The sequence below is a fragment of the Deltaproteobacteria bacterium genome (assembly GCA_020848905.1).
Taxonomy (GTDB): domain Bacteria; phylum Myxococcota_A; class Polyangia.
Genome location: JADLHG010000067.1, coordinates 1 through 22730, shown reverse-complemented (window position 1 = coordinate 22730; position 22730 = coordinate 1). Strand labels below are relative to the sequence as shown.

Genomic DNA, 22730 nt, shown 5'->3' with positions numbered 1-22730 from the left:
GCGTCGCTTCGGAGCTCGCCAAGCAGGCCGGGCAGTTCCTCGCCCTCTACACCGGACGCCAGCGACCGATCACCTTCGACCCGAAGGTCGATACGTCGACGGGAAACACGAACGGAACCTCTCGGCGATGATCAACGACAGCGCCCACGGCCACAACGTCTTCGAGCTCTCGGTGATGACGCCCAAGGGCTGGGTCTGGGTGATCCTCGCCGGCCGCGCGCTCGTCCCCGGCGAGCCGCTGAGCCTCGACTACGACAGCAACTACGGGAAGGACGGCAAGCACGGCCAGCGCGGAGATCTCAGCGCCGAACCCCTCAGTCCCGTGAAGCTGCGCTGACCCGCCGCGGGATCTACGGCGCGGGCGGCGCAGGAACCGGCGGCGCGGGCTCGAGCGCGCGCTTGACCGCAGCGACCCCGGCCTCGAGCCAGCCGGCCAGCATCGGCTGCGGCACCTTGTACCTGCGCGCGGCCTCGTTGAGCGTGAGCTCCTCGCGCAGGAGCTCGAGCACGACCTTCTGCTTGGCCCCCGCGGTCCAGCGCGCGACCGGCCGATCGTTCGACGGCGCGAGTCCCTCGAGACGGGTCCGCACCTCCTCGGGCAGGGCCCAGCGCGGCACCGCCACGGTGGCCCCGTACTGCCGGAAATAGTCGTCGTACATGTGGAAGTGACCGCGATCCCCCGCCTCCGGCCCCCAGCTGTTGTCCACCTTCCACTTGGTCACCCCGCCCCCCGCGCCCGCCGGGTCGTAGCCCGTGATCACCATGGCGTGGTTCGCGAGCCCGAGGCCCGCCCGCAGGCGCGTGCGCTTGGCGAATTTCTCCTCGGGGACGAAGGCGCCGTAGTTGAACGCCGCGAGGCTCAAGATCCCCTTGGCCTCCCTGGGCACGCCCGCCTCGGGGACCCGGTGCGGGTTCGCCCCGCTCACGTTGATCGAGAAGCTCACCGCCTCGCCCCCGTCGAGCGTGCGGCGCGTGGCGCGCGCGATGACCTCCGCGCTCACGTTGTAGAGGTCCAGCTCGAGCCCCCCCTCGGCCACGTCATACCGATAGCGCCGGTTGAAGCCCATGCGCGGGTTGTTCGAGAGCAGGACGTAGTCCAGGTCGGCCGGCTTCAGTCCGAGATACTCCGTGACGAACGACTTTGGCGTATAGCGTTTACCGTAATAGGTAAACTCCTGGGGCGGCTCGCCGAGCGTGGTCTTGAGGAGCGCGTCGATCTGCCCCCCGGCGCGCTTCATCACCTCGAGCCGCGCCGCGTGCCGGTCCTCGCGATCGCTCTCGTTGATCGCTCCGATCTCCTGGTACGCCGCGGCCACCACGCGCTTGAGCTGCCCCAAGACGACGCCATAGTCCTCGTCGGAGCGCGCGCCGTCTCGGGTGGTCGGCATGACCTGCTCCGGCACCAGGCCGTAGCGCCGCACCAGCTCCACCCCGAGCGGATACCAGCCCCCCTCGCCCAGGTTCTCGTTCACGTAATCCGCGCCGGTCACCCCTTCGCGCACCGCCACGCGCGCGAGCATGCGGCGGGCGCGGCTCCGAAGCGCATAGTAGTTCACGAAGGAGGGGCTGAGGTGCAGCGCCCGGCGGCTGCCCTTCGCGTAGAGCTTGCTGCGCAGCACGTGCTCGAAGGAGAAGATCCAGCAGCGTCCGCTGCCGGCCTGGTCGCGGGCCCGGTGCCGCGTCCCCTCGAGGGGGATCTCGCAGGCGTAGGTCGGTCGATGCTGCGCGAGAAAGTCGCGCCGGAAGGCCACCGCCTTCACCCCGTGCCGCTGGACCGCTGCGGCCTTCTCGGCCTCAGTCCAGGCGAAGCGCACGCGATCGGCGGGCAGCTCTTCGCGGGCCGCGACCACCGGCGTGGGCCGGCGCGCGGACGCCGCCGAGGAGACAAATCCAAGCGCGAAAAGCGCGAAGAGGAGGGCTCGCTTCATCGCGCCACCTCCTCGAGCTCGGGCGCCGGCGCCTTACGGAGCGCCCCCCGCAGGGCCCGCCTCGCCGCGTCGACCCAGCCGGTCACTACCTCCGGCGCGAGCCCCGTGCGCTTCGCGGCCTTCACCGCGGTGGTATCGCCGCCCAGCACCCGGAGCGCGATCCCGGCGCGCTGGTCGGCGGTGTAGGCCTCGGCCGGGCGCGGCGCAGGCTCGGGCGCCGCCTCGGGGCGGACCTGCCACGCGGCGAAGAGCTCCTCGGGCACCGCCGTGCGCGGCACCGTCACCGTGCCCGCGTAGTGGGCGAGAAAGTCCGGATAGAGGTGAAAGACGCCCCGGTCCCCGACGGACTCGCCCCAGCTCCCGAGCGCCTTCCACTTGCGGACGCCGCCCGTCGCGCGATCCGGGTCGTAGCCCGTGACGGCCACCGCGTCCTCGGGGAGCGAGAGCTCGGCCGCCTTGCGATCGGCCGCGGTGAAGCGCGGCAGCGGCACCAGGGCGTCGTAGTTGAAGGCCTCCAGGCTCAGGATGCCCCGCGCCGCGGGCGTGGTGCCGCGTCCTTCGGCCGCACGGTGCGGCAGGCCGCGCTGCAGGTTCGTGGTGACGTAGACCGCCTGCCCCTGGTCCACCGTGCGCCGCATCAGCCGCGCGAGCGTCTCCGGCGCCACGTTGTAGAAGGTGCTGGTGAGCCAGTCGAAGCGCCGGTCGTAGGGGAGATCGGGACTCGAGATGAGCGTGACCTGCTCGAGCGCGGCGCCGGTGAGACCGAGCACCTGGTCGGCGTAGCTCCTCGGCGTGTGCTCCACGCCGGCCACGCGGAAGGTGGCGGGGGGGCGGCCGAGACTCGTGCCGAGGAGGCGCTCGAGCTTCTCGGCGTAGGCGAGCCGCACCGCCTTCTTCTGTTCCTCGCGGAGCTGCTTCTCGCCCTCGCCGTCTCCCTTCACCCGCAGGTTGATGCGCTCGTACTCGCGAAAGGCTCCGGAGAGGAGCTGCGCCAGCTGCTGGTGCAGGACCCCGAGCCGCCCCGGTCCTGCGATGGTGACCCCGTCGCGGGTCTGGGGCATCGCGCTCTCGGGGACGAGGCCGTGCTGCTTCACGATCGCCACCACCGTATCGAGGCCGCCGCCCCCCTTCTCGAGCCGCGCCTTGGCCGCCGCCAGATTCAAGCGGCCCTCGGCGGTGGAGCCGACGGCCAGAATGGCCTGCGTGCGGGACTTGAGGAGCTCGTAGGTCACGAAGTTGGCGCTGAGCGGGTCGGGGGCGCGTCCCGTGCGCGCCGCCACCTGGCTCCCGAGAACCGCGAAGGCGGAATAGATCCACGAGCGGTCCCCTAGCTTGTGCCCCTGATCGGGCACCGCGCGGCGCAGCCGCTCGAGGGGGATCTCCACCGCGTAGTCCCGGGTGTGACGGGCCACGAAGGCCGGGTCGAGCGCCGCCTCGCGCAGGCCTTGCTGGCGCACCTCGGCGCGTCGTGTCGCGTCGAGCCGCGCGAGGTCGGTCTTCGGCCGCGGCGGTTCCGGGCGGGGCAGCAGCACCCGTCGCGCCCCGAAGCCGCGGAGCTGGGGCGCGGTGCCGCGCTTGAACTGGGCTGGACGCGGCTCGGCCCCAAGGGGGCCCGCACCGAACAGCCAGACGAGGACGAGCCAGGGGAGCACACGGCGGGAGCGCTGCATCGAGGGGTACGGAGTACCAACTCCCGTGCCACGCGCCGCGGGCGCAAACCCGAGGGATCTTCACGTCGCCCTCGGAGCGCGCCTTCGGTTTCCATGCGGATCGCGTCGGGGTCTCGCGAAATCGAAGGCCCGGCGCCGAGGCGAGCCAGGCGCTCGGCTACCCCTTCACACCCCGCAGAGCCCTCCGCCCCGTTCGCCGCACTCGAGGGCGTAGGCGCGGGCCAGAAAGGACACCAGCACCTGCCCCGCGTCCTCGGGGCTCTTGCCGAAGACCACCACGCCGTCCTCGTGCCCCCCCATGGCCAGGATGCGCAGCTCGGCCAGAGGGGAGCTCCGATGCAGGCGCTCCACCTCGCTCGCCATCTCGGGAGTGCCGTAGGCCACGCGCGGATCGCTCGTCGGCAAGCGTAGCGCCTTGGCCCGGCGCCAGATGGTCGGGCTGTGCCCGTGCAGCACGCAGCGAACGTGCGGCCCGAGGTCGTAGATCGCCCCGTGGGTCATGGACTCCGACGAGGGGGCGATGGGGCCGTGGCTCTCCACCGCGTTGCGGCGGTAGTCGTAGCGCTCGACCACGCAGAACTCGCCGAGCGAGACGCAGGCGCAGCCCCCCGTCTGCGTCCCGGTGATGAGGAAGCTGCGTTGCCCCCGGGGTGCCGACGGCGGACCGACGCGCGCGCTCACGTTGCCGTAGCCCGCGCCGTCGTAGAGCGTCGGGTCCTGCCCCACCAGGCGCGTCTTGGCCAGCACCTCTCGCCACGCGATGAGCGTGCAGGCCAGCTCGCCGTAGCGCGCCGCTTCCAGCTCCGCGGCGCGGTGCCGCGCTGCAAACTTGATGACGCCTTCGGTGCGCTCCATGGTCTCGGGCTAGAAGGTCCGTGGCAGGTCGTTGCGAGCATTGAAGGGGGAGGCGCCCTCGATCACGATGGCCCGGCGATTGGTCCGCGCTACCTTCGCGCTCCCTCCGGGTGCGACCCACCCATGCCACGCATCCTCGAGCTGCCCGTGGGTCATGACCGTGTACTTGCCCTGCTTGGCCGAGGGGTCCATGACCCAGACGTAGTCCTTGTTCACTGCCACCACCACGACGTAGTGGTTCTTGCCCGACCGGCCGTCCTTCTTCGCCGGCTCGCCCAGCTCGAGGAGCACGGTCTTGCCGCCGAGCACGAGCCCCTCCAGGGAGTTGTGCACGGCCATCGCCCTCTCCGCGGGCGGGAGGCGCTTCTCGTGCGGCCGCAGGACGACGTTCAGCCCCGTGGCGAGGTGCGCCAGCAGTCCCTGATTGCGCGCGAAGTCCATCATCACGGACCGCAGGTCGCCGCCCTTGCCCGACTTCGTCTGGACGCGCAGCTCGCGGTCGAGCTGGGTCAACCGTCCCGGGTAGGCCCTCCAGTAGTAGAGCGCCGCGAGGAGCGCCGCGGGCCCGGACCCGTCCTGGTGCAGCTCGCTGTAGGCGGGCACGTGCAGGTAGCGGGAGGGCATCTGGTACTTCGCATCGGTCCGCTGACTGGGCCGCGAGAGGTCGTTCCCCCAGACCACGAGGTCCCGACGGGGGTTCATCAGCTTGCCGCCCTCCACGTAGAGGGCCATGGCATTCGACGTCCGCGCTCCGAGCTTGGCGAAGATCTCCTGGCCCGCGCGCACCGGCCGGTCACCGTCAAAGGAGCGACGCTGACCCACCTTCACGCTCCCCTGCTTGATCATGTCCCGCGCGTAGCGTTCGAAGGCCAGCGGCGCCCTGCCGTGGAGGAACTTGGCCAGCGAGAAGCCCGTCTCCTCGGGCCTCACCACGTAGCGCGTGGCTGGCCCGTCTCCCTCGTTGTAGTTCACCCAGGTCTTCCAGCGCGCGCTGAACTCGCTGAGAGGGATCTTCGTCTCCACGCCCGAAGCGGGGTCCATGAAATAGGCATACCCCTTGGTGTCGTTCTCGTCCCGCTTGGGGTCCATCGCGACGAGCACCATCCAGTGACCCTGGTCCATCCCCTTGTCGTACCAGGTCCGCTTCGCAGCCAAGGGGGAGGGAAAGGCGTTGATCGGCACGAGCACCGACTTCCCCCGCCGCAGCGCCCTGCGAAGGTCGGCGTTCGTCTGGTTCTCTCCCCAGCCTGCCTGGAGGCCGTGCGCCCTGAAGGCCGCTATGAGGTCGTTGGTCTCGGTGCCGACCGCCGCGCTCGTCCGGGTCATCCGGTTCAGCGCGAGCTCGGTCCCCACGTAGACCTGCCGCCCGTAGAGCACGGCGAGCGCCGCGGCGCGCCCGCAGCTCGAGTTGGTGATCTGCCGGTGCTGGGGCAGAAACTGCGCGCTCCGCGGAAGCCCCTTGCGTCCGTGGGGATCCGAGCCGAAGGGAGTGGCCGCGCTGGCCCAGGTGCTCCAGCCACAGAGGAGAAGCGCTACTGCCCGCAGGGTTCGCATCGCGACGAGTTGCACGTGGGATTCTCCGCCTCGGGGAAAGTGCACACCCCAGGCCAAGTCCCTTCGTCGCAATTCTCGTGACTTGGCTGCTCCGCCGGGGCTTGCCGGGTGGCAGGACGCGCCGCTACCGGGAGGGGCGAGTGGCCACCCCGCCTTACTTGCTCTTGGTGAAGGCCACCCAGTCGGTCTTCTGGAGGGTGGACGGCGCGCCCTTCATCCCCGCGCGGTAGTGCGCCTGGGTCGCGGGGTTGAAGCCCGTATAGCTCACGGCCCCGCCCACCTGGCTCATCCCCGTCGGCAGGCCCACGAGCGAGGCGCCGAGGCCCACGTAGTCCACCACGGCCCCCGACGGATTGCGCAGGATCACCGCGTTCGAGGCTGTGGGCACGCCGTCGTAGAACGGGATGTTCGCGTTCGTGTTCACGTCGCTCCCCGTGCCGTCCTGGAACTCCACCACGGCGAAGGTCGTCCCGGTGGGCACGAGGCGCGACGGCAAGGTGAAGGTCACCGTGGCCGTGCCGTGAAACTCGAGCTGGTAGCCCGAAACGTTGCGCAGGTCGGGCGAAGCGTTCCGGAGCACCACGTAGTCGGGCGTCCCCGGGTAGACCTCGTGGATCACGATCGAGCGCGTGGCGCTCTGGCAGGGCGCCTTCTTCGCGCAGGCCACGAGGTCCACGCAGTCGATGCGCCCGTTCCCGTCGTCGTCCTTGGCGTTGTCGCAGACCTCTCCGACGGGACCCGTGTCCGGGACGCGGCTGTCCGGCACCCGGGCATCGGGGACCCGGCTATCGGGGCGCCTCGCATCGGGGGTGGGTCTGGCGTCCGCGGGGGGTCGCCCGTCGGCCACGCGCTGGTCGCGACGCAGCCCGTCGGCCGGCGCGGCATCGGTCACCGGGCCGTCTCCCGCGGCTCCGTCCGCGCCCGCCGCGTCGTCGCTGCCGTCGGCCCCCTGCGCGTCCACCAGCGCATCGCCCGCCGCGTCGTCCAGGCCGCCGTCTTGGTCCCGAAGCTTGGCCCCCGCGCAGCCCGCAAGGGCGAACACACCCGCGAGCGCGAACGCGGCCGCCCAGGTGCCCACGATCCGAGAGGGAAGAACAGCCCGCATGCCTCGCCTGGCATATCGGCGCCGGAGATCCGGGTCAAGGTCTTTCCGACCCTGGCCCCTCCCCGGTCCGCTGCCGCGGCGGGCCCTACGGTTTGGCCACCCCGAAGTGGAAGTTGGGCAGCCCCGCCATGCCGACGGTCTTCATGACCTTGGTGATCACGTCGGTCTTCAGCCGCTTGTCAGCCAGGATCAGCACCGCCGACTTCTTCTTCGGATCGTTCGCCAGCTTCACGAAGCGCAGGATGCGGTTGTAGAGCGGCACGATCTTGTTCCCCGAGAGCTCGCTGTCCGGGATCGTGCCGTTCTTCAGGAACATCACGTGCGAGTCCTGAACCTTGAGCTCCTTGAGCGAGATGACGACCGAAACGGTGACCTCGAGCGCCTTCTCCGAGCTCGAGGCCGGCAGCGTCAGGCCCTTGGCCTCCTCGAGCATGGTGGACTGCGACTTGTACCCGAGCAGGAGGAAGAAGAGGAGCGCCGTAAGGATATCGATCATCGGGATGAGGTTGACGAAGACCTCGTGTTCCTCGTGCGGTTCCTTGATCATCGGCTCACTTCACGATCGTGCTGACCACGGCGGCCGGAAAGAGCGGAACCTTGTAGCTGCGGCGATTCAGGATCGTCACCTTCTCCCGTGAAGCGTCCATCACCTGGACCAGCGTGTCGTAGTCGATCTCCGGGTCGGGAGTGATGATCACGTTCTCCGACTCCTGGTACTGCCGCTTCACCGTGTAGAGGTACTCGTTGAGAGCCTTGTAGTCGTAGCCGTCCTTGGTGGCCGGGAAGGTCTTCTTGAGCTTGGCCAGCTCCGCCTCGGAGAGACGGTCGTGGCTGGCGGAAGCGACGATCTCCTTCTTGGTGATCGACAGCCCCATCGTGATCTTGACCTTGCCCGTCTGCGGCTCGGCCGAGCCCTCGCTCTGCACCGGGACGGTGGCGTTGATGAGGGCGATGATCACGGCGCCGAAGCTGATGAGGAGGAAGAAGAGCAAGCTGATGAGCACGTCGATCATCGGCGTGATGTTGATGTGGATGTCCCGCTCCTCCTCGAGGTGACCTCCACCCAATCCGCCGTGATGCGAGCCGAACATGCGGTCGTGTCCCTCGGCCGCCCTAGCTCGCCCGCTGCTGCTGCGCGGCGAGCTTCTTGTTCTTCTCCACGATGGCGTCCACGATCGTGTTCGTGGCGTGCTCCATCTTGGCCATCATCTTGTTCTGCTTGGAGTTGAGGATCACGTAGAAGAAGACCAGCGACACGGCCACCGCGAGGGCGAAGAAGGTGGCGCTGAAGGCGAGCGCGATACCGGTGGAGAGGGCGTCCTGGCGCTTGACCGCGTCGCCGCCGGCCATACCGGCGAAGGCGATGATAAGACCGCGAATCGTACCGAGCAGCCCGAGCATGGTGGAGATGTTCGAGAGGTGCGGCAGAGCCGGCACGCCGCGACGGAACTTCGGGATGACCTCGCTCGCGGTCACTTCGATGGCCCGACGGATGTCCTTCTCGGCCTTGTTGGCGCGAATGAGCCCCGACTTGAGGATCGTGGTCAGCGGGTGCACGCGGCCGTTGCAGTACTGAATGGCGCGAGAGTAGTTGTTGGCCTCGACCTGCTTGACGATGGCCTTCGTCAGCTCCTCCTCGGAGATGCGGTACTTGATCCAGTAGAGGTACGACTTGTTGATCGTCAGCCCGATGCCGAAGAGCGAGATGCCGAGGATGAGGTACATGAAGACCCCACCCTCGTGAAAAGTTCCGATGATATTGTCCATTCGAGATCTCCTCGTCGCTCGCGACGCTAGCGCCAGGCCGGGGTCTAGCTCCGCGAGCTCACGGTCGTGCTTTCGGTTCGATGATTCTCGCACGGCCCGAGTGCCGTCGCAAGCAGAGGGCCCGTCGGACGAGGCGGGGGAGGGCCCGTCGGGCAAGGTAGGGGGAGGTCAGCGGCGGGCGAGCTCGTCTGCGGCCTCGTCGGCGAGCCCCACGCGCTTGCGAAAGACGAGGAGCGCCAGCACGCCGACCAGCACGGCGAACCAGAGCGTGCACAGGCGGATGAGGAGCGTCGCGGCCCCGGCGGTGGCGGGCTTCAGCCCCGAGGTGTAGCCGAGGAGCGCGGTCATGCCCCCGTCGGTGAGTCCGAGCCCTCCGGGGGTGGGCAAGCCTCCGAGCGTGGTCGCGCTGTAGATGAAGGTCGCGACGAGCAGCGGCACGGTCACCGACGGAAAGCCGCCCAGGATGAGGAAGAAGCCCAGGCACTCGCAGAACCAGGCCACGACGGAGAGGAGCGACGCCACGAGGAGCGGGAGCGGGCGAAAGAGGGCCCAGGTCGCCTGGTAGAACTCCTCGAGCTTCGGCGCGACGCCCTTCAGCCCGGGGAGGCGGGCGAGCTGGCGCAAAAGGGCGAGCGAGAGGCGACGGGAGCTCACGACCGCGAGGAAGACGAGGACCATCGTCGCGACGAGGAGCAGCGCCGTCTGCCCGACGCGGAAGGTGAAGAAGCCCGTCAGCATGAGGAGCACCAGCGCCACGAGGTCCGTGATGCGCTCGGCCATCACGATCGGCGCGCTCCGCGTCATCGGCACCCCGGAGGCGGTCCGCAAGAGGTACGCCTTGAGGAGCTCGCCGATCTTCCCGGGGGTGACCACCATGCTGAGACCGCCGAGGAAGATGGTCAGGTTGATGGCGGGCGGCACGCGCAGGTCGAGCACGCGCAGGTAGAGCGACCACTTGGCGTAGCGCAGGAGGTAGTTCGTGAAGGTCAGCGCGAGCACGGGGAGCAGCCGCCAGAGGGCGAAGGTGGCGAGCGAGGCGGCGAGGTCCCGCACCCCGAGGTAGACCGCGAGCCCGGCGTAGACCCCGACCCCGAGGATGATCCCGAGGAGCAGACGGCGGAGGAGCTTCTTCATCGATCGCGCGGTTCCTTCGCGTGCCACCTATCGACGGAAACGCTCGGCATGTCAAGGAGCTTGACAGTCAGGCGGCCTCTCCCCTAGCTTCGAACGAGGTTCCATCTCCTAGCCTGAGGAAGGTCGTGCATGTCCGAGGCACAGAAGCCGGTAGTGCTCGTCGCTGACGACGACCCCGAGATCTTGTCGCTGCTCTGCATCCGCCTCAAGCGAGCGGGTTACAAGGTGCTGGAGGCCACCGACGGTGAAGAGACGCTCGAAGCGGTGCGGGAGCACTTCCCGGACCTCGTGGTCCTGGACGTGATGATGCCCGGGAAGAACGGCTGGGAGGTGGCGCGCGAGCTGCGCCACGACGCCCGCTTCAAGAACATCGGCATCGTGATGCTCACGGCCATCGGCGAGAAGATCAACGAGATGACCTCGCCGCTCTACGGTGCCGACGAGTACGTCGACAAGCCCTTCGAATTCGCCGACCTCGAGGCGAAGATCAAGTCGGTCCTCGCGAGCCGCGCGAAGTAGGTCCCCGCCGCGTAGTCGCTAATCAGCTTCTAGGATCAAACATGGTCGCATGGGCCGCGAGACGCCCGCCCGGCGAGGCGCGCGCGAGGAGCCTTCAGTCTTCGTCCTCGTCCTGGTGCCCAGGCCCCGAGCTGTTGAGGAGCGAGTAGGCCTTCTGGTAGGCCGCGTGCGACGCGGGCACCATGCGCAGAACCTGCGCCCAGAGCTGCCGCGCCTCGCCGGGCTTGCTCCCTTTGAGGGAGAGCCCCTTCGCCACGAGCTCTCCCGCGCGCTGCTCGAGGGCCTTGAGCACCTTGCCGAGCGACGGGTCGTGAGAGCCCGCCTGCCGTGCCGTCTTCACCGCCGCGTACGCCGCGGGGTACTGACCTCGCGCCAGCGCGGCGCTGGCCTGCGCTGCCGCGACGCGCCCGAGCTGCGCCTTGATCGTCCCCTGGTGCATCCCCTTCTGGATCTTGCGGTCGAGGAGCTGCGCCTCCTGCAGGTACTTCACCGCCTGAGAGGGGTCCTGTCCGAGGGCGCTCTGCGCGCGCATCATGACCTGCCCCACGCGCCGCACCGTCTCGGCCAGCGCCTCCACCGCGCTCCGCTTCTTCCCCTTCTGCCCCTGCGCCGCGTCCTTGAGCGCCTGGTAGGCCGGCCCCCATTGCGCCTTCTTGTAGAGCGCGAGCGCCGCCTTCACCTTGCCGCCCGAGGCCGCGGCCGAGCCGGCGCCTCCGTCCTCGGGCTCCTCCTCGGTCACTCGCGGTCTCGACGGGCCTCGGACCTTGGTCACCGGGGCCACGCGAACGGCGAGCTTCACCTTGCTCGCGCTCCGCGTCGAGGCGGGGTCGCCTCTGCGGCGCGCCACAGGCACCGTGGCCGCGGAGGGCGCGGGCTCCTCGGCCCCCGCGCCGCCGAGCCCGGCCAGCGCGGCACGCACCTTCGCGTGCGTGGGGCTGATGCGCCGCGCCTCGGCGAGCTTGGCCAGGGCCTCGGGCTTCTTTCCGGCGGCGGCGAGCGCGCGGCCGTCGGCCACGAGCTTGTCCACCTGCTGCTCGTCGGTGCGGAGCTTGAGCGAGCGCGCCTCCTCGGCGTAGGCCGAGCTCGACGAGACCCGCGAGAGCTGCTGCCGCGCCGCGGTGAAGTTCGCCGTGCGCAGCGCGGTCTGCGCGCGCTGCAGCGCCTCCTGCGCCAGCGCCTCGGCGGCCGCCTGATCGGCGTAGCGGCGGGCCTGATCGAAGCCCGGCGCCACCGCGAGCACCTTGAGGTACCCCACGCGCGCCTGCTCCCAGTTACGCGCCCGGAACTGCCGTGTCGCGTCCGCGAAGTGCTGGGCCGCGAGCTCGTCGGGACTCGCCGTGCGCGCGGCCGTCGTCAGATCCCGGTGACGCAGCTTCACCACGAGCACGACGACCAGCGTCACCACCACGACCGCCACCCCCGCGGCCACCGCGATGAGCACGGTGCGATTGAAAACGCGCGGCGTGGTCTGGGTGGTATGGGCCCGTCGCGCCTCGGGGGCCGACCGCTGGCGCTCCCCGTCGCGCGCCGCACCTGGCGTCGAAGGCGCGGAGGCGGCCGCCCCGCCGCCGGCCACGCGGAACGGCGCGGCGCCACCCGGGGGGTAGTGGAGCCGCAAGAGCGTATTGCCGAGCTCGAGCTGGTCCCCTTCCTTGAGGACCTGCGTCGCGGCGCGCTTGCCATTCACCAGCGTGCCGTTGCCGCTGCCGAGGTCGCGCAGGATCACCTCGTCGCCCTCGAAGCAGACGAGCGTGTGCTTGCGCGACACCGCGATGTCGGCGAGGACGATGTCGTTATCCACCCCGCGTCCGAGGCTGTTGTCCCCCGCCTTGAGGACGAACTCGCGCCCGCGGTTGTTGCCGCCGATGATCACCAGTCGGGGCTCGCGCACCGCCGACTGGTCGAACAGACCCACGTCTTCCCCGCGCTCGATCCGGGTGGGCGCGCTCTCGAGCGAGGCGCCTTCCTCCTCGTCCACCTCCGCCTCGTCGGGCTCGCCGAGCGCGGGCTCGGGCGCCAGGTCGCGCTCCGGGGCGGGCGCGCGGAGCGGCTCGGGCAAGGGACGTGAAACGGGCTTGCTCCGGGCCTGCGGCGGCGGAGCTTGCGGCGCGGGCGCCGGCGCGTCGGCCTCGCGTTCGCGTGCGGGGAGGGGCAGTCGCTTCACGGGGGCCACCGGGCGCGCGGCCAGCGCCTCCGCCACAGCGCGAGCCGCCTCGGAGGGCTCCTCGGCCTGGGCCCGGGCCGGTGCGCTGGCGTAAGGTGCCGTGCGGGGCGTCCCCTTCTTCCCTTCGAGCGTCGTCTCGACCAGGTGCGGCGCGAGGCCCTTCGTCTTGGCCACCGCTCCCGCCGCGGGGAACGACCGCGTGCGCCCCGGCAGGCTGTCGTCCTCGAGGTCGTCCCCGGCGAGGTCGAAGACCTCCTCGTCGCCGGTGCGTTCGTGCTCGCCCGTGGGCCGCTCCTCCACCGCCGCCTCCGCGCGCTCTCCTGCGGGCGTCTTGCCCCCGGGCGTCTTGCCCCCCGGACCGCTCAGGCGGCGCAGCATCTGCCGATCGACCAGCGTTCCCACGCCGTCGTTATCGTCGTCAGGCTCTCCCGCCTCGGGAGACGGCAGGTCTCGCCCGTCGGTGCGACTGGGCTGTGACATCTGCGAAATGGTAGCCCAACCCCCAGGGTCAGACAAGGATTGGGAACCTTTCACTTCTTGTCCCACCGGGTCGTGGACCGTGTTACAAGGCGCGCGCGAACGAAAACCCGAGGAGCACACCGATGAACCATATCGTCACGCAGAAGAGCTGGGGATGGATCGCCCTCGCCGCTGCCTGCCTCGCGGGCTGCAGCAAGACCGACCCGGGCACGGCCGACGGCGGCGCGACCGGCGATGGCGGCGCTACCGTCGATGCGGCGGCACTGGCCGACCGGGGAACGACGGCCGACCAGCGCGCGAGCGACGCTCCGCCCCCGAAGAAGCTGAAGGTGACGCAGCTCATCCCCACCGACGGCCCCGCGAACGGCGGCACCGGCGGGACGATCCCCGTCACGGCCATCGGCGAGGGTTTCGCCGCCGGGATCGCGGTCTACGTGGACGGCGGTCAGGAGATCATCACCACGGTCCAGGTCTCCTCGGCCACCTCGCTGCGCTTCAACCTGCCGAAGAACCCCTACGGCAAGCCGGACTACGACAAGCCGGCGAAGGTGACGATCCAGCTCCGCCTGGGCGGCTCGGCCTCGAACACGGTGGACTTCCAGTACACCGTCCCCGCCGCCGCCAGCGACGACTTCAAGGGGAGCGTGGTCACCTCCTCGGCCCGGGCCTTCCGCGATTTCAAGAGCGAGCCCTTCGAGGGCAAGATCTACGTCAAGGGCGTGACCGATACCACGACCGGCGCCGCCAAGGTCCGCGCCGAGGTGGGTTTCACCACCAAGGCCGGGGCGATCCCCGGGCAAGACCACAGCTACCGCTGGTCCGTGGCCACCTTCAGCAAGGACGACGGCCTCTACGACGTCTACACGGGCTCGGTGGTGCCGACGCTCGAGGGGACGGTCCAGATCGCCTACCGCTTCAGCCAGGACGACGGCCAGAGCTGGCTCTACGTGGACACCAAGGAAGACGACGGCAAGTTCCTCGCGGCCGACACGGCCAAGCTCACCGTGACCCTGCCCCCCGACGGGTTCTGCGTGGACAGCTCGAACTGCCTGATCCAGCGCTTCGCCGTGGTGTGCAAGGTCCACCCGACGGACTGGACCCAGAGCCGCTGCGTGCAGTGCCTCGAGGCCAAGGACTGCACCGCGAACACCGGCGCGCTCGGCCCGAAGTGCGACACCACCAAGAACATGTGCTTCTGCGAGGGGGCCGCGGACTGCGCGAGCAGCCCGAACGGCAAGACCTGCATCAAGGGGGCGAGCTACTGCGGCTGCACGGGCGACCCCGACTGCAAGTCGCCGCTCACCTGCGCGCAGGATCCGAAGACCAAGCTCCAGATGTGCATGAGTAACTAAGGGCCCGGTCACCTTGGCCGCGATCCATCCCGTCAGGCGGCGTCGCGCCTGCGCTCCGGTGCTCACAGCGCCACAAGGGACGCCTAGCGCCGGTCTCGTCGCCGGACTACTTCTGCTCGAGCGAGGAGAGCTGCAGTAGGAGCGTTCCTCCCCCATCCACCACCGAGAAGGTGTGCGGGTACTTCTTCGTGGCCAGGTCGGTGTACGGGAAGTTCGTCGGCGCGCGGTCGCCGCTGAGCGCACTCCCGGCTCCGTCGGTGACGGCGAACGTGACCTTGAGGGCGGGATCCCGCACTCCGTCGAGCTTCATCACCCGTAGCGTCTTGTCCTTGTCGGCCAGCTGCGGGCCGTCGAGCCAGCGAAAGGTATCGGCGCCGGTATAGTCCTCGACGTGCAGCACCGGGCTCTCCGAACCGGTGACGCTCTTCCCCCCGACGGAGAGCGAGAAGGCTCCGCCCCCCTGGTGCTCGTAGACGCCCCGTCTCGGGTCGTCGGGCGACTTGTCCGCGAGGCAGGGCCGGTAGGCCAGGGTCCCGGTAACGGCGCTCCCGCGCAGGGAGTCGTCGAACCCGAGGGGCGTCTTGCTGATCGTGACGGCGGTACCGGTGAACGCCAGGGTCACGGCAGCGCAGCTCGGGCTCGCGCCGTCCGGCCCCTGCTCGGCCCCGCGCGCGTCACGGGCCCGACCGGCATCGCCGACCCGGAGATCTGTCGTCGAGCCGCCGCTCGTGCAGGCGAGGCCGCAGCAGACGAGAGCCAGGAGTCCGTAGGCGCATCGCATCGTCATTCGCCGAGCGCTCCTCATTCGTCCAGGTCCGGCGTGAGGAGCGCGAACCAGCGTCGCGGCTGCTGCACCTTCTGCGCGGCGAGCCACTCCTCGGCCCCCCCGCAGAGGGCACGCCCTTCGTCTCCGCGGACCACCTGTCCGAGGCGGTGGCGCGCCGCCATGGCGTAGAAGCGCATGTCTGCCGCCTCGGCCTGTTCGATGGAGGTCTGGAACTGCGCCACCGCGCTCTCCGTATGGCCCCGCAGCGCCTCCGCGCACCCCGAGAGGAGCGAGGCGACCGGGTCGGTCCAGGGCATCTTCTCCTTGGCGATGCGCTTGATGTCGCGCTCCGCCGCGGCGAGGAGCTTCTCCCCCTTGTCCCCCGCGTCGCGGGCCAGAAAGAGCGCCGCGCAGGCCCGGAGCTCGTGCATGATCACCCGCACGAACTGGGCCCGCAGGAGCTGCGACGACGCGGCGGCGCTCCAGTGCTGCTGCACGCGCGCGTAGGCGCCCTGTCCCTCCCCGGCGTAGAAGTCGACGCGCGCCTGCGAGTAGAGCTCGAGGAAGTGCTGCACGTGGAAGCCTCGCCGCGACCACTGGCCGAAGGTCTCGGCGGTCTGCCGCCGCGCCGTGGCCACGTCGTCGTGCACGAGGTTGTAGAGGTTCAAGATCCCCGTGCTCAAGTTGGTCGCGAGGTAGAGATCTCCTCGGTGGAGCGCCGCCTGTCGCTGCCGTGGGATGCGCCGCGCCATCTCGCCGATCTCGCCCAGGAAGAAGAGCGACCAGAGCGAGTAGAGCGTCAGATTCGCGTGCTCCCAGGCCACGTCGGTGCACCGCTCGCGCAGCATGAGCTCCGCTTCCTGGGCCCCCGTGTGCGCCGCTCGCCAGCGTCCCTCGAGAAAGGCCACCACGCCGGCGCAGCCGGTGACCATCGCGTCCAGGTAGGGGTCGGTCTGCGTGGCGGAGATCTCGCTCGCGGTCCGGAGCAGCGACGCCGACCGCTTGGCCACCGGCCCTCCCACCGCGGCCACGAAACAGGCCTCGAGGAAGAGCGCCCGCGACACGCGAAAGGGCTCTCCCTGCTCGAGGGACATGAGCAGGCTCCGCGTCTGGAAGTCTGCGCCGCGCACGGTGTCCACCATGCTGAGCCCGGCCGAGACGGCCCAGCAGGTGTCGATGCGCGAGAGGTCGTGCTTCGAGAGCTCGCCAGCCGGCCGCGCCACGAACGACAGGCCCCGCAAGCGGAGCTGCGCGCGACGCATGACGAGCGAGGCCAGCGCCCCGCGCGGGCTCTGCGGCAGCTTCAGCCCCTCGCGCGCGAGCACCGCCTGGAGCACCGCCAGCCCCTCGTCGATGTGCCCGCTCCGGAGGTACTGCTCGGCGGCGCGTCGATGGAGGTCCATCGCGTCGTCCTCGGCGGTTCCCTCGGCGCCTGCGAGGTAGGCCTCGGCCGCCTCCGGACCTCGCCCCGCGCTCGAGAGGGCGTGGGCCATCAGCAGGCGCAGCTCTCGCGCCACCTCCTCGGTGTGCGGCTTGAGCTCGAGCGCCTGCCGGTAGAGGTGCGCGGCCCGGTCGAAGGCCAGGGCCTCGGTAGCTTGCTTGGCCGCGACGACCGCGTAATCCGCCGCGCGCGGTCCGTCGCCCGCCTCGCGCCAGTGGAAGGCCAGCGTCTCGGCGTCGCGCTGAGCGTCCGCCTCGAGGGCCAGGGCCAGCCGCCCGTGCCACGACTGCCGCGTGGGGGGATCGAGGTTCGCCACCACGGATTCGCGCACGCGGTCGTGGTAGGGCTCGATGCGGCTGCCGGCGCGCATCCCGCTCGTGCGCACGAGCTGCGCCACGCGCAAAAGCGAGATGAGGCGCATCAGCTCCGGGGGGTCGGCCGCGGCGGCCCGAGCGGCCACCTCCTGACGCAGAGGACCGCTGGCGATGGCCACGAGCTCGAGGAGCTGGCGCACCCTCGGCTCGAGCTCGCAGATCCGCGTCCAGAGCGCCTCTTCCAGCCGCAGCCGCCGAGGCTGTCCCTCGCGCGAGTGGCGGATGAGCTCGTCGATGAAGAGGGGATGCCCCCCCGCCTCGTGCGCGATGGCGGTGGAGGAGATCTGCGCCCCGCCGCTCACGTTCTGCAGCAAGAGCGACGCGAGCTCCTCGGCCTCCTCCTGCGGCAGCCCCGAGAGCTGCACCGTCCGGAGATCCGCCTTCAGTCCCCCGAAGAGGCGCATCGCCGCCGACACGCCTCCCACGCTGGTCTCAGAGCGCACCGTCGCGAGGAGGAGGAGCGCCGGCGCGTCGGGAGGCCGGAGCACCTCCGCGAGGAGCGCGAGGCTATCGGCGTCGGTCCACTGCATGTCGTCGATCGAGAGCACCAGCGGGCGCGCCGCCGCGAGGCGCACGAGGAGCTCGCGCAGCGCCACGAAGACGCGCTGCCGGAGCTCTTGCGGGTCGCGCACCTCGGCGTCGGTCCGCGGGGCCTTGCCGATCAGCCCCACGCTGCCCAGTACCGGGAAGACCTGGGCCAGCAGCGCCACGTGCGGCGGGAGGAGCGGCGCGAGCTCCGCCTCGGGCAGGCGGGCCAGAAAGCGGCTCAGCCCGTCCACGACGCGGTCGAAGGCCTTGTACGGCACCGACTCGCGTTCGTAGCAGCGCCCCTCGAGCGCCACCATCCCGGGCACGTTCACCAGGAGCTGGTCGAGGAAGTGCCGCACGAGCGCGCTCTTGCCGACACCGGACTCCCCTTGCACGCAGGCCACCACCGGGGCGCCGCGGCGCGCGTCGGTCGCCGCCTGCTCGAGCGCGTGGAGCTCGCTGTGCCGTCCGACGAAGAGGTGGTGCGGCCCGGAGAAGGATTCGCTCAGCGCCGCCACGGGGACGAGGCGCGCGCGATCCACGTCCGCCTCGACGTTCAGGCGGCGCAGGATCTCGGGGCCGTGCGGCCTGTCCCGGGGGTCGATGGCCAGAAGCTCGACGCAGAGGGCGTCGAGGTCGTCGGGGACCTCGGGGCAGAGCGCGCGCGGCGGCGCCGGGGCGAGGAGCTGCTTGCTGCGCAACAGGACCGCCGGCTCGCCGACGAAGGGGATCCTCCCGGTGAGCGTCTCGTAGAGGACCACGCCCATGCTGTACCAGTCGGCAGCAGGACCCACCGGCTTGACCATCGCCTGCTCGGGCGCCATGTACGCGAAGGTCCCGACGACGCGCGATTCGATCCAGCGCTCCTCGAGCTCCGCCACCAGCCCGAAGTCGAGCAGCACCACGCGCCCTTCGCGGGTGACGAGGATGTTCGAGGGCTTGATGTCCCGATGCACCTTCTGCGCCCGGTGCAGGGCGAAGATGCCGCGCGCCAGCTGGGCGAGTCCGCTGCGCAGCCGCTGTTCGTCGAAGCGTTCGGCGCCGATGTGCGCCTCGTCCACCGGCCAGCTCCCCATCGACCCCGTGGGGGCGTCGAGGTGCGTGGCGTGATCGTCCAGGGTGGCGTCCCCGAGCCCCTGGTCGGGCTGCGTCGAGCTCCCCCAGGCGATGGCCGACGATAGGTGCGTGCGCCCCCCTTCGCGCGGCACGCTCCGCACGTAGGTCAGGAAGTTCACGCCGTCCACGAGCTCCATGGTGAGGAGCCACTGGCCATCCACCTCGATCAGCTCGCCGAGGCTCACCAGGTTCGGGTGCTGCAGGTCCTGCAGCGCGCGGAACTCGTTCTTGAAGCGCAAGAGCGTGTCGCCCGCCATCTTGCGCAGGGTCTTGAGAGCCACGCGGGTGTTGCGCTCGCGGTCGTGCGCGGCGTACACGACACCCATGCCCCCTGCTCCCAGGCGGGAGAGGAGCTTGAAGCGGTCGGTCCCTTTGAATTCGAGCTCGGGGGTCGTCCCCGCGGCTCCGTGGTCCTGCACGCTGCCGTCGCTTGCGGTCTGATCGCCGCGATATTCACCATTTCAGCACAGCGAGGCGGAGCGCGCGAGCCCCATCCGCGCGTCGCCCGGCGACTGCGCACACCCGTCGACGGCCGATCCGCCGGCCAGGGAGTGGAACGCGCGGCAGGAGCAGCTGCCGCACGAGAAGGGCCCACGGCCTCCAACCGTCGAGAACCTCGACCTCGAGCGGTCGCCCGGGACGCCCGACCGCTGGCACACGCGCTGCAATGGCGTCGAAAGGCGACGAGCGTGGTGCGGCGCGCCCCCGGAACAGGCAACCCACTCCACGGGTCGGTCAGAGCTCGCGAGCAACGGCCGCGAGCCCCGTCGGTACGGCCTGCATCCCGACCATGGGGACCTGGACCCGCAGTGGCTCACATAGGCGGCTTCCGCCGGTGAAGAGGTCGGTGCGCTGCACCGGCCTCTTTTTTTTTCGGGCGCGCGCTTCGGACGGAGCTACGCGCGGTCCCGGCCGTATGATGCAGCGATGTCCGACCGCACCGCTCCGCGCGTCCCCTTCCCTCGCGTCTCCCTCCCTCGCGTCCTCCTCGGCCTCGGCGCGTCGCTCGTGGGCCTAGCCGTGGGCGTGGGCGGAGTCTCGGCCGTGGCGCCGCTCGCCCGGGTGCACCTCCTCGCACCGCCGGCGCCGCTCAAGGCCGGTTCGTCGGTGCCGCTCGTGGTGCAGAACGATATCGGTCTGCCGAAGCGGGTCCGGCGCGGCGTGACCGTCGAGCGCTGGACCGGCCGCGGCTGGGTCCCGCTCTCGCCCCCCGTAGCGCTCTACCTGCGCCCCGACTGCAAGCCCGACCCGAAGAGCAAGGTGCTCGTGCCGACCGACCTCGGCGAGCAGTGCTTGGTGGTCCCGCCGCGCGGCCGCTTCGCCTCGCAGCCCTGGCTCGGGACCCTCGGAGACGCGCAGTGCGCCTGCGAGCGCTGCGTCCCCGCGCCGGCCGGCCTCTATCGCTTTCGGGGGCGCGCCTGCGACGGGCCGGAGGTGCTCTTGAGCCCGCCCTTCACGCTGCGGTAGGGGCTCAGAGCGTGATCGTCGCCAACCGCTCGCAAGCCTCGCGGATGCGCGCGGCCGGCTGGCAGAGCGCGAAGCGGATGAAGCCTTCTCCGCGCTGCCCGAACCCCGTCCCCGGGGTCGCCACCACACCCGCCTCGGTCAGCATGCGCGAGGTGAGGTCCATGGCCTTCAGCCCCGGCGGCAGCCCGACGAAGAAATAGAACGTGCCGCGCGGCGGATGCACCTCGAGCCCCATCGCCCTGAGCCCCTCGGCCAGCAGGTTGCGGCGCTCGCGGTAGATCCCGCGCATCTCGTCCACCGCCGACTGATCTCCGTCGAGCGCGGCGATGGCCGCCTCCTGCACCGCGCCGAAGACCCCCGAGTCGACGTTGGTCTTGATCTTGCCGAGCGCCCCGACGAGCGTCGCGTTCCCCACCGCGAAGGCCACGCGCCAGCCGGTCATGTTGTAGGTCTTGGAGAGCGAGTGGAACTCGATGCCCCGCTCCATGGCTCCCGGCACCTGCAGATAGCTCGCGGGCGCCGGGTCCTCGAAGTACATCTCCGAATAGGCCAGGTCCGATACCACGATGAGATCGTAGCGGCAGGCGAAGTCGTGGATACGCTGATAATCCTCGAGCGTGGCCACGCCGCCCGTCGGGTTATTCGGGTAATTGACGTATAGCACCTTCGCGCGCCGCGCCACGTCCTCGGGGATCGAGGCCAGATCGGGCAGGAACTGCTGCCTGGGCAGTAGCCCATAGCGGTATACCTGCCCGCCGGCGAACTGCGTCGCCGTGGCGTAGACGGGATAGGCCGGGTCGGGGACCAGCGCCAGGTCCCCCGGATCGATCGTCGCCAGCGGGAAGTGCGCGATCCCTTCCTTGCTCCCGATGAGCGTCAGCACCTCACGCGCCGGATCGAGCTTCACCGCGAACCGGCGCGCGTAGAAGCGCGCCGCCGCCTCGCGGGTGCGCAGCATCCCCTCGTACGATGGATAGCGGTGGTATTCGGGCTTGGCCGCCGCGCTCGCGAGCGCCTCGATGATGTGCGGCGGCGTCGGCAGGTCCGGGTCCCCGATGCCGAAGTCGATCAGATCGATCCCCTTCTGGCGCGCCTCGGCCTTGAGCTTGTCGATGTGGGCGAACAGATAGGGCGGGAGCTCCCGCACGCGGTCCGCTACGGGATTCTTCATGGTGATTCCTCCGCAATGACCCGGTTTTTCAGGATGCCGATCCCTTCGATCTCGATCTCCACGGTCTGGCCGGGCTCGAGGTTCCCCACCCCAGGAGGTGTCCCGGTCGAGATCACGTCTCCCGGCAGGAGCGTCATCACCCGGCTCACCGCCTCGATGAGGGTCGGCACGTCGAAGATCAGGTCCGAGGTCCGGCTGGCCTGCCTGACGACGCCATCCACGCGCGTCACGAGGGCCAGGTCGCTCGGATCGAGCCCCTCGGCCAGACAGGGTCCGAGGGGGCAGAAGCTGTCGAAGCCCTTGGCCCGCGTGTACTGCACGTCGCGGACCTGCAGGTCGCGCACGGTCACGTCGTTGAGACAGGTGTAGCCGGCCACGAACTCGAGCGCCTGCTCGCGCCGTACCCGCCGCGCCGGGCGGCCGATCACCACCGCGAGCTCGCCTTCGTAGTCCACCCGCGCGTAGTCTCCCGCGGGGCGCACGATCGGCTCTCCCGAGGCGACGAGCGCGCTCGGCGGCTTGAGGAACATCAGCGGCTCGGCCGGCAGCGGCTTGCCCATCTCCTGCGCGTGGGCCCGGTAGTTGAGGCCGATGCCCACGATCTTGGTCGGAAGCACGGGGGGCAGGAGCGCGACCTCATCGAGGCTCGTCGCAGGTGGGCCCTCGAGGACGCGCAGGCTCCCGTCCGAGGAGAGCTCGGCCCGTCCCACCGTCCCGTGCACGCGGTAGCGCACGAGGCGGCGCCGCGCCTCGCCCATCAGGCGCCCCGCTTGCCGAAGCGCGCCTTCGCGGCGTCCACCGTGTCGAAGAGGTCGAAGGCCCGGTCGAGGCGGAGCAAGCGGAAGATCTCGCGCGGCTGGCCGTTGAGGCAGGCGATCTTCACCTCGCCGCCGAGCATGCGCAGCCGCTTGAAGAGCGAGACGATGGCCCCCACCCCCGAGCTGTCGATCTGCTGCAGCCCCGTGAGATCGAAGACCACGCGCATCGTGCGGCTCTGCACCAGCTCGTCGATGGTGGGACGGAAATCCGGCGCGCTGAGCGCGTCGAGCCGTCCGCTGAGCGCGAGGATCACCAGGCCGTCCTGGTCAAGGCGCTGAAACTCGAGCATCGGCAATTCCTCACAGGGGAAGGTCGTGCGCGCCGCTCTTCACGATGGGCGTAGCGTTCGAGATAACACGGCCCCGGCCGTCCGGTAAAGGACCGCCTTGTCCCGTGTCAATGGTCAGCGATTCTGTCCGCCCTTAACTGTTCAGCCAAAATGTCCGCCCCCCTGGGTTACAGGCGGAGGACAGCGTCTCGAAATGCTCGGCTGGCCACGGGACGTTTCCGCACGCGCTTT

The 22730-nt window shown here is 70.3% G+C and carries 19 protein-coding genes; 4 read left to right on the top strand and 15 right to left on the bottom strand.

Going from position 1 to position 22730, the window contains the following annotated elements; genetic code table 11:
* Nucleotides 1–127 precede the first annotated feature (127 nt).
* Complete coding sequence (locus IT371_28320; GenBank protein MCC6751590.1) at nt 128–337, top strand: hypothetical protein; 210 nt, start codon at nt 128–130, stop codon at nt 335–337.
* Nucleotides 338–350: 13 nt separating this feature from the next.
* On the opposite strand, the gene IT371_28315 is transcribed toward IT371_28320, so the two are convergent.
* The 9 genes from IT371_28315 to IT371_28275 form a co-directional block, all read right to left on the bottom strand.
* Nucleotides 351–1928, bottom strand: coding sequence for a hypothetical protein (locus IT371_28315; protein ID MCC6751589.1), 1578 nt, complete (start codon nt 1926–1928; stop codon nt 351–353).
* Nucleotides 1925–3598, bottom strand: coding sequence for a hypothetical protein (locus IT371_28310; protein MCC6751588.1), 1674 nt, complete (start codon nt 3596–3598; stop codon nt 1925–1927). The genes IT371_28315 and IT371_28310 overlap by 4 nt, the downstream gene beginning before the upstream one ends.
* 165 nt (nt 3599–3763) lie before the next feature.
* Nucleotides 3764–4453: a class II aldolase/adducin family protein gene (locus IT371_28305; GenBank protein ID MCC6751587.1), complete on the bottom strand. Its 690-nt coding sequence runs from the start codon at nt 4451–4453 to the stop codon at nt 3764–3766.
* Between the two features lie 9 nt (nt 4454–4462).
* Nucleotides 4463–6022, bottom strand: a complete 1560-nt coding sequence (locus IT371_28300) for a hypothetical protein (protein ID MCC6751586.1) — start codon at nt 6020–6022, stop codon at nt 4463–4465.
* Nucleotides 6023–6161: 139 nt separating this feature from the next.
* Nucleotides 6162–7112 (bottom strand): lamin tail domain-containing protein, encoded by a 951-nt coding sequence (locus IT371_28295; protein MCC6751585.1) that lies wholly within the window; start codon nt 7110–7112, stop codon nt 6162–6164.
* Between the two features lie 85 nt (nt 7113–7197).
* A complete protein-coding gene (locus IT371_28290; GenBank protein ID MCC6751584.1) occupies nt 7198–7659 on the bottom strand; it encodes a biopolymer transporter ExbD in 462 nt (153 codons plus the stop codon).
* A gap of 4 nt (nt 7660–7663) precedes the next feature.
* Nucleotides 7664–8203: a biopolymer transporter ExbD gene (locus IT371_28285; GenBank protein MCC6751583.1), complete on the bottom strand. Its 540-nt coding sequence runs from the start codon at nt 8201–8203 to the stop codon at nt 7664–7666.
* A 22-nt stretch (nt 8204–8225) separates the two neighbouring features.
* Nucleotides 8226–8879 (bottom strand): MotA/TolQ/ExbB proton channel family protein, encoded by a 654-nt coding sequence (locus IT371_28280; protein MCC6751582.1) that lies wholly within the window; start codon nt 8877–8879, stop codon nt 8226–8228.
* A gap of 168 nt (nt 8880–9047) precedes the next feature.
* Nucleotides 9048–10013, bottom strand: coding sequence for a flippase-like domain-containing protein (locus tag IT371_28275; protein MCC6751581.1), 966 nt, complete (start codon nt 10011–10013; stop codon nt 9048–9050).
* A gap of 129 nt (nt 10014–10142) precedes the next feature.
* On the opposite strand from IT371_28275, the gene IT371_28270 reads away from it, so the two are divergent.
* Entirely contained in the window at nt 10143–10532 is a 390-nt protein-coding gene (locus tag IT371_28270) for a response regulator (GenBank protein ID MCC6751580.1), read from the top strand.
* A 94-nt stretch (nt 10533–10626) separates the two neighbouring features.
* Here the strand turns inward: IT371_28270 and IT371_28265 are convergent, their stop codons facing one another.
* A complete protein-coding gene (locus IT371_28265; protein MCC6751579.1) occupies nt 10627–13176 on the bottom strand; it encodes an FHA domain-containing protein in 2550 nt (849 codons plus the stop codon).
* Between the two features lie 122 nt (nt 13177–13298).
* Here IT371_28265 and IT371_28260 point away from each other — a divergent pair, with 122 nt between their 5' ends.
* Nucleotides 13299–14528, top strand: coding sequence for a hypothetical protein (locus IT371_28260; GenBank protein ID MCC6751578.1), 1230 nt, complete (start codon nt 13299–13301; stop codon nt 14526–14528).
* 106 nt (nt 14529–14634) lie between these two features.
* On the opposite strand, the gene IT371_28255 is transcribed toward IT371_28260, so the two are convergent.
* Both IT371_28255 and IT371_28250 read right to left on the bottom strand, forming a co-directional pair.
* Nucleotides 14635–15315, bottom strand: a complete 681-nt coding sequence (locus IT371_28255) for a hypothetical protein (protein MCC6751577.1) — start codon at nt 15313–15315, stop codon at nt 14635–14637.
* Nucleotides 15316–15329: 14 nt separating this feature from the next.
* Entirely contained in the window at nt 15330–19172 is a 3843-nt protein-coding gene (locus IT371_28250; protein ID MCC6751576.1) for a protein kinase, read from the bottom strand.
* A gap of 508 nt (nt 19173–19680) precedes the next feature.
* Between IT371_28250 and IT371_28245 the strand changes: the two genes are divergently transcribed.
* Nucleotides 19681–20220 (top strand): hypothetical protein, encoded by a 540-nt coding sequence (locus IT371_28245; protein ID MCC6751575.1) that lies wholly within the window; start codon nt 19681–19683, stop codon nt 20218–20220.
* Between the two features lie 4 nt (nt 20221–20224).
* On the opposite strand, the gene IT371_28240 is transcribed toward IT371_28245, so the two are convergent.
* Genes IT371_28240 through IT371_28230 form a run of 3 tightly spaced genes read right to left on the bottom strand, consistent with a single transcriptional unit; the run spans nt 20225 to nt 22499 of the window.
* Nucleotides 20225–21391: an LL-diaminopimelate aminotransferase gene (locus IT371_28240; protein ID MCC6751574.1), complete on the bottom strand. Its 1167-nt coding sequence runs from the start codon at nt 21389–21391 to the stop codon at nt 20225–20227.
* Nucleotides 21388–22149, bottom strand: a complete 762-nt coding sequence (locus IT371_28235) for a fumarylacetoacetate hydrolase family protein (GenBank protein ID MCC6751573.1) — start codon at nt 22147–22149, stop codon at nt 21388–21390. The genes IT371_28240 and IT371_28235 overlap by 4 nt, the downstream gene beginning before the upstream one ends.
* On the bottom strand, nt 22149–22499 hold the full coding sequence (locus tag IT371_28230) for an STAS domain-containing protein (protein MCC6751572.1): 351 nt from the start codon (nt 22497–22499) through the stop codon (nt 22149–22151). The genes IT371_28235 and IT371_28230 overlap by 1 nt, the downstream gene beginning before the upstream one ends.
* Nucleotides 22500–22730: the final 231 nt, after the last annotated feature.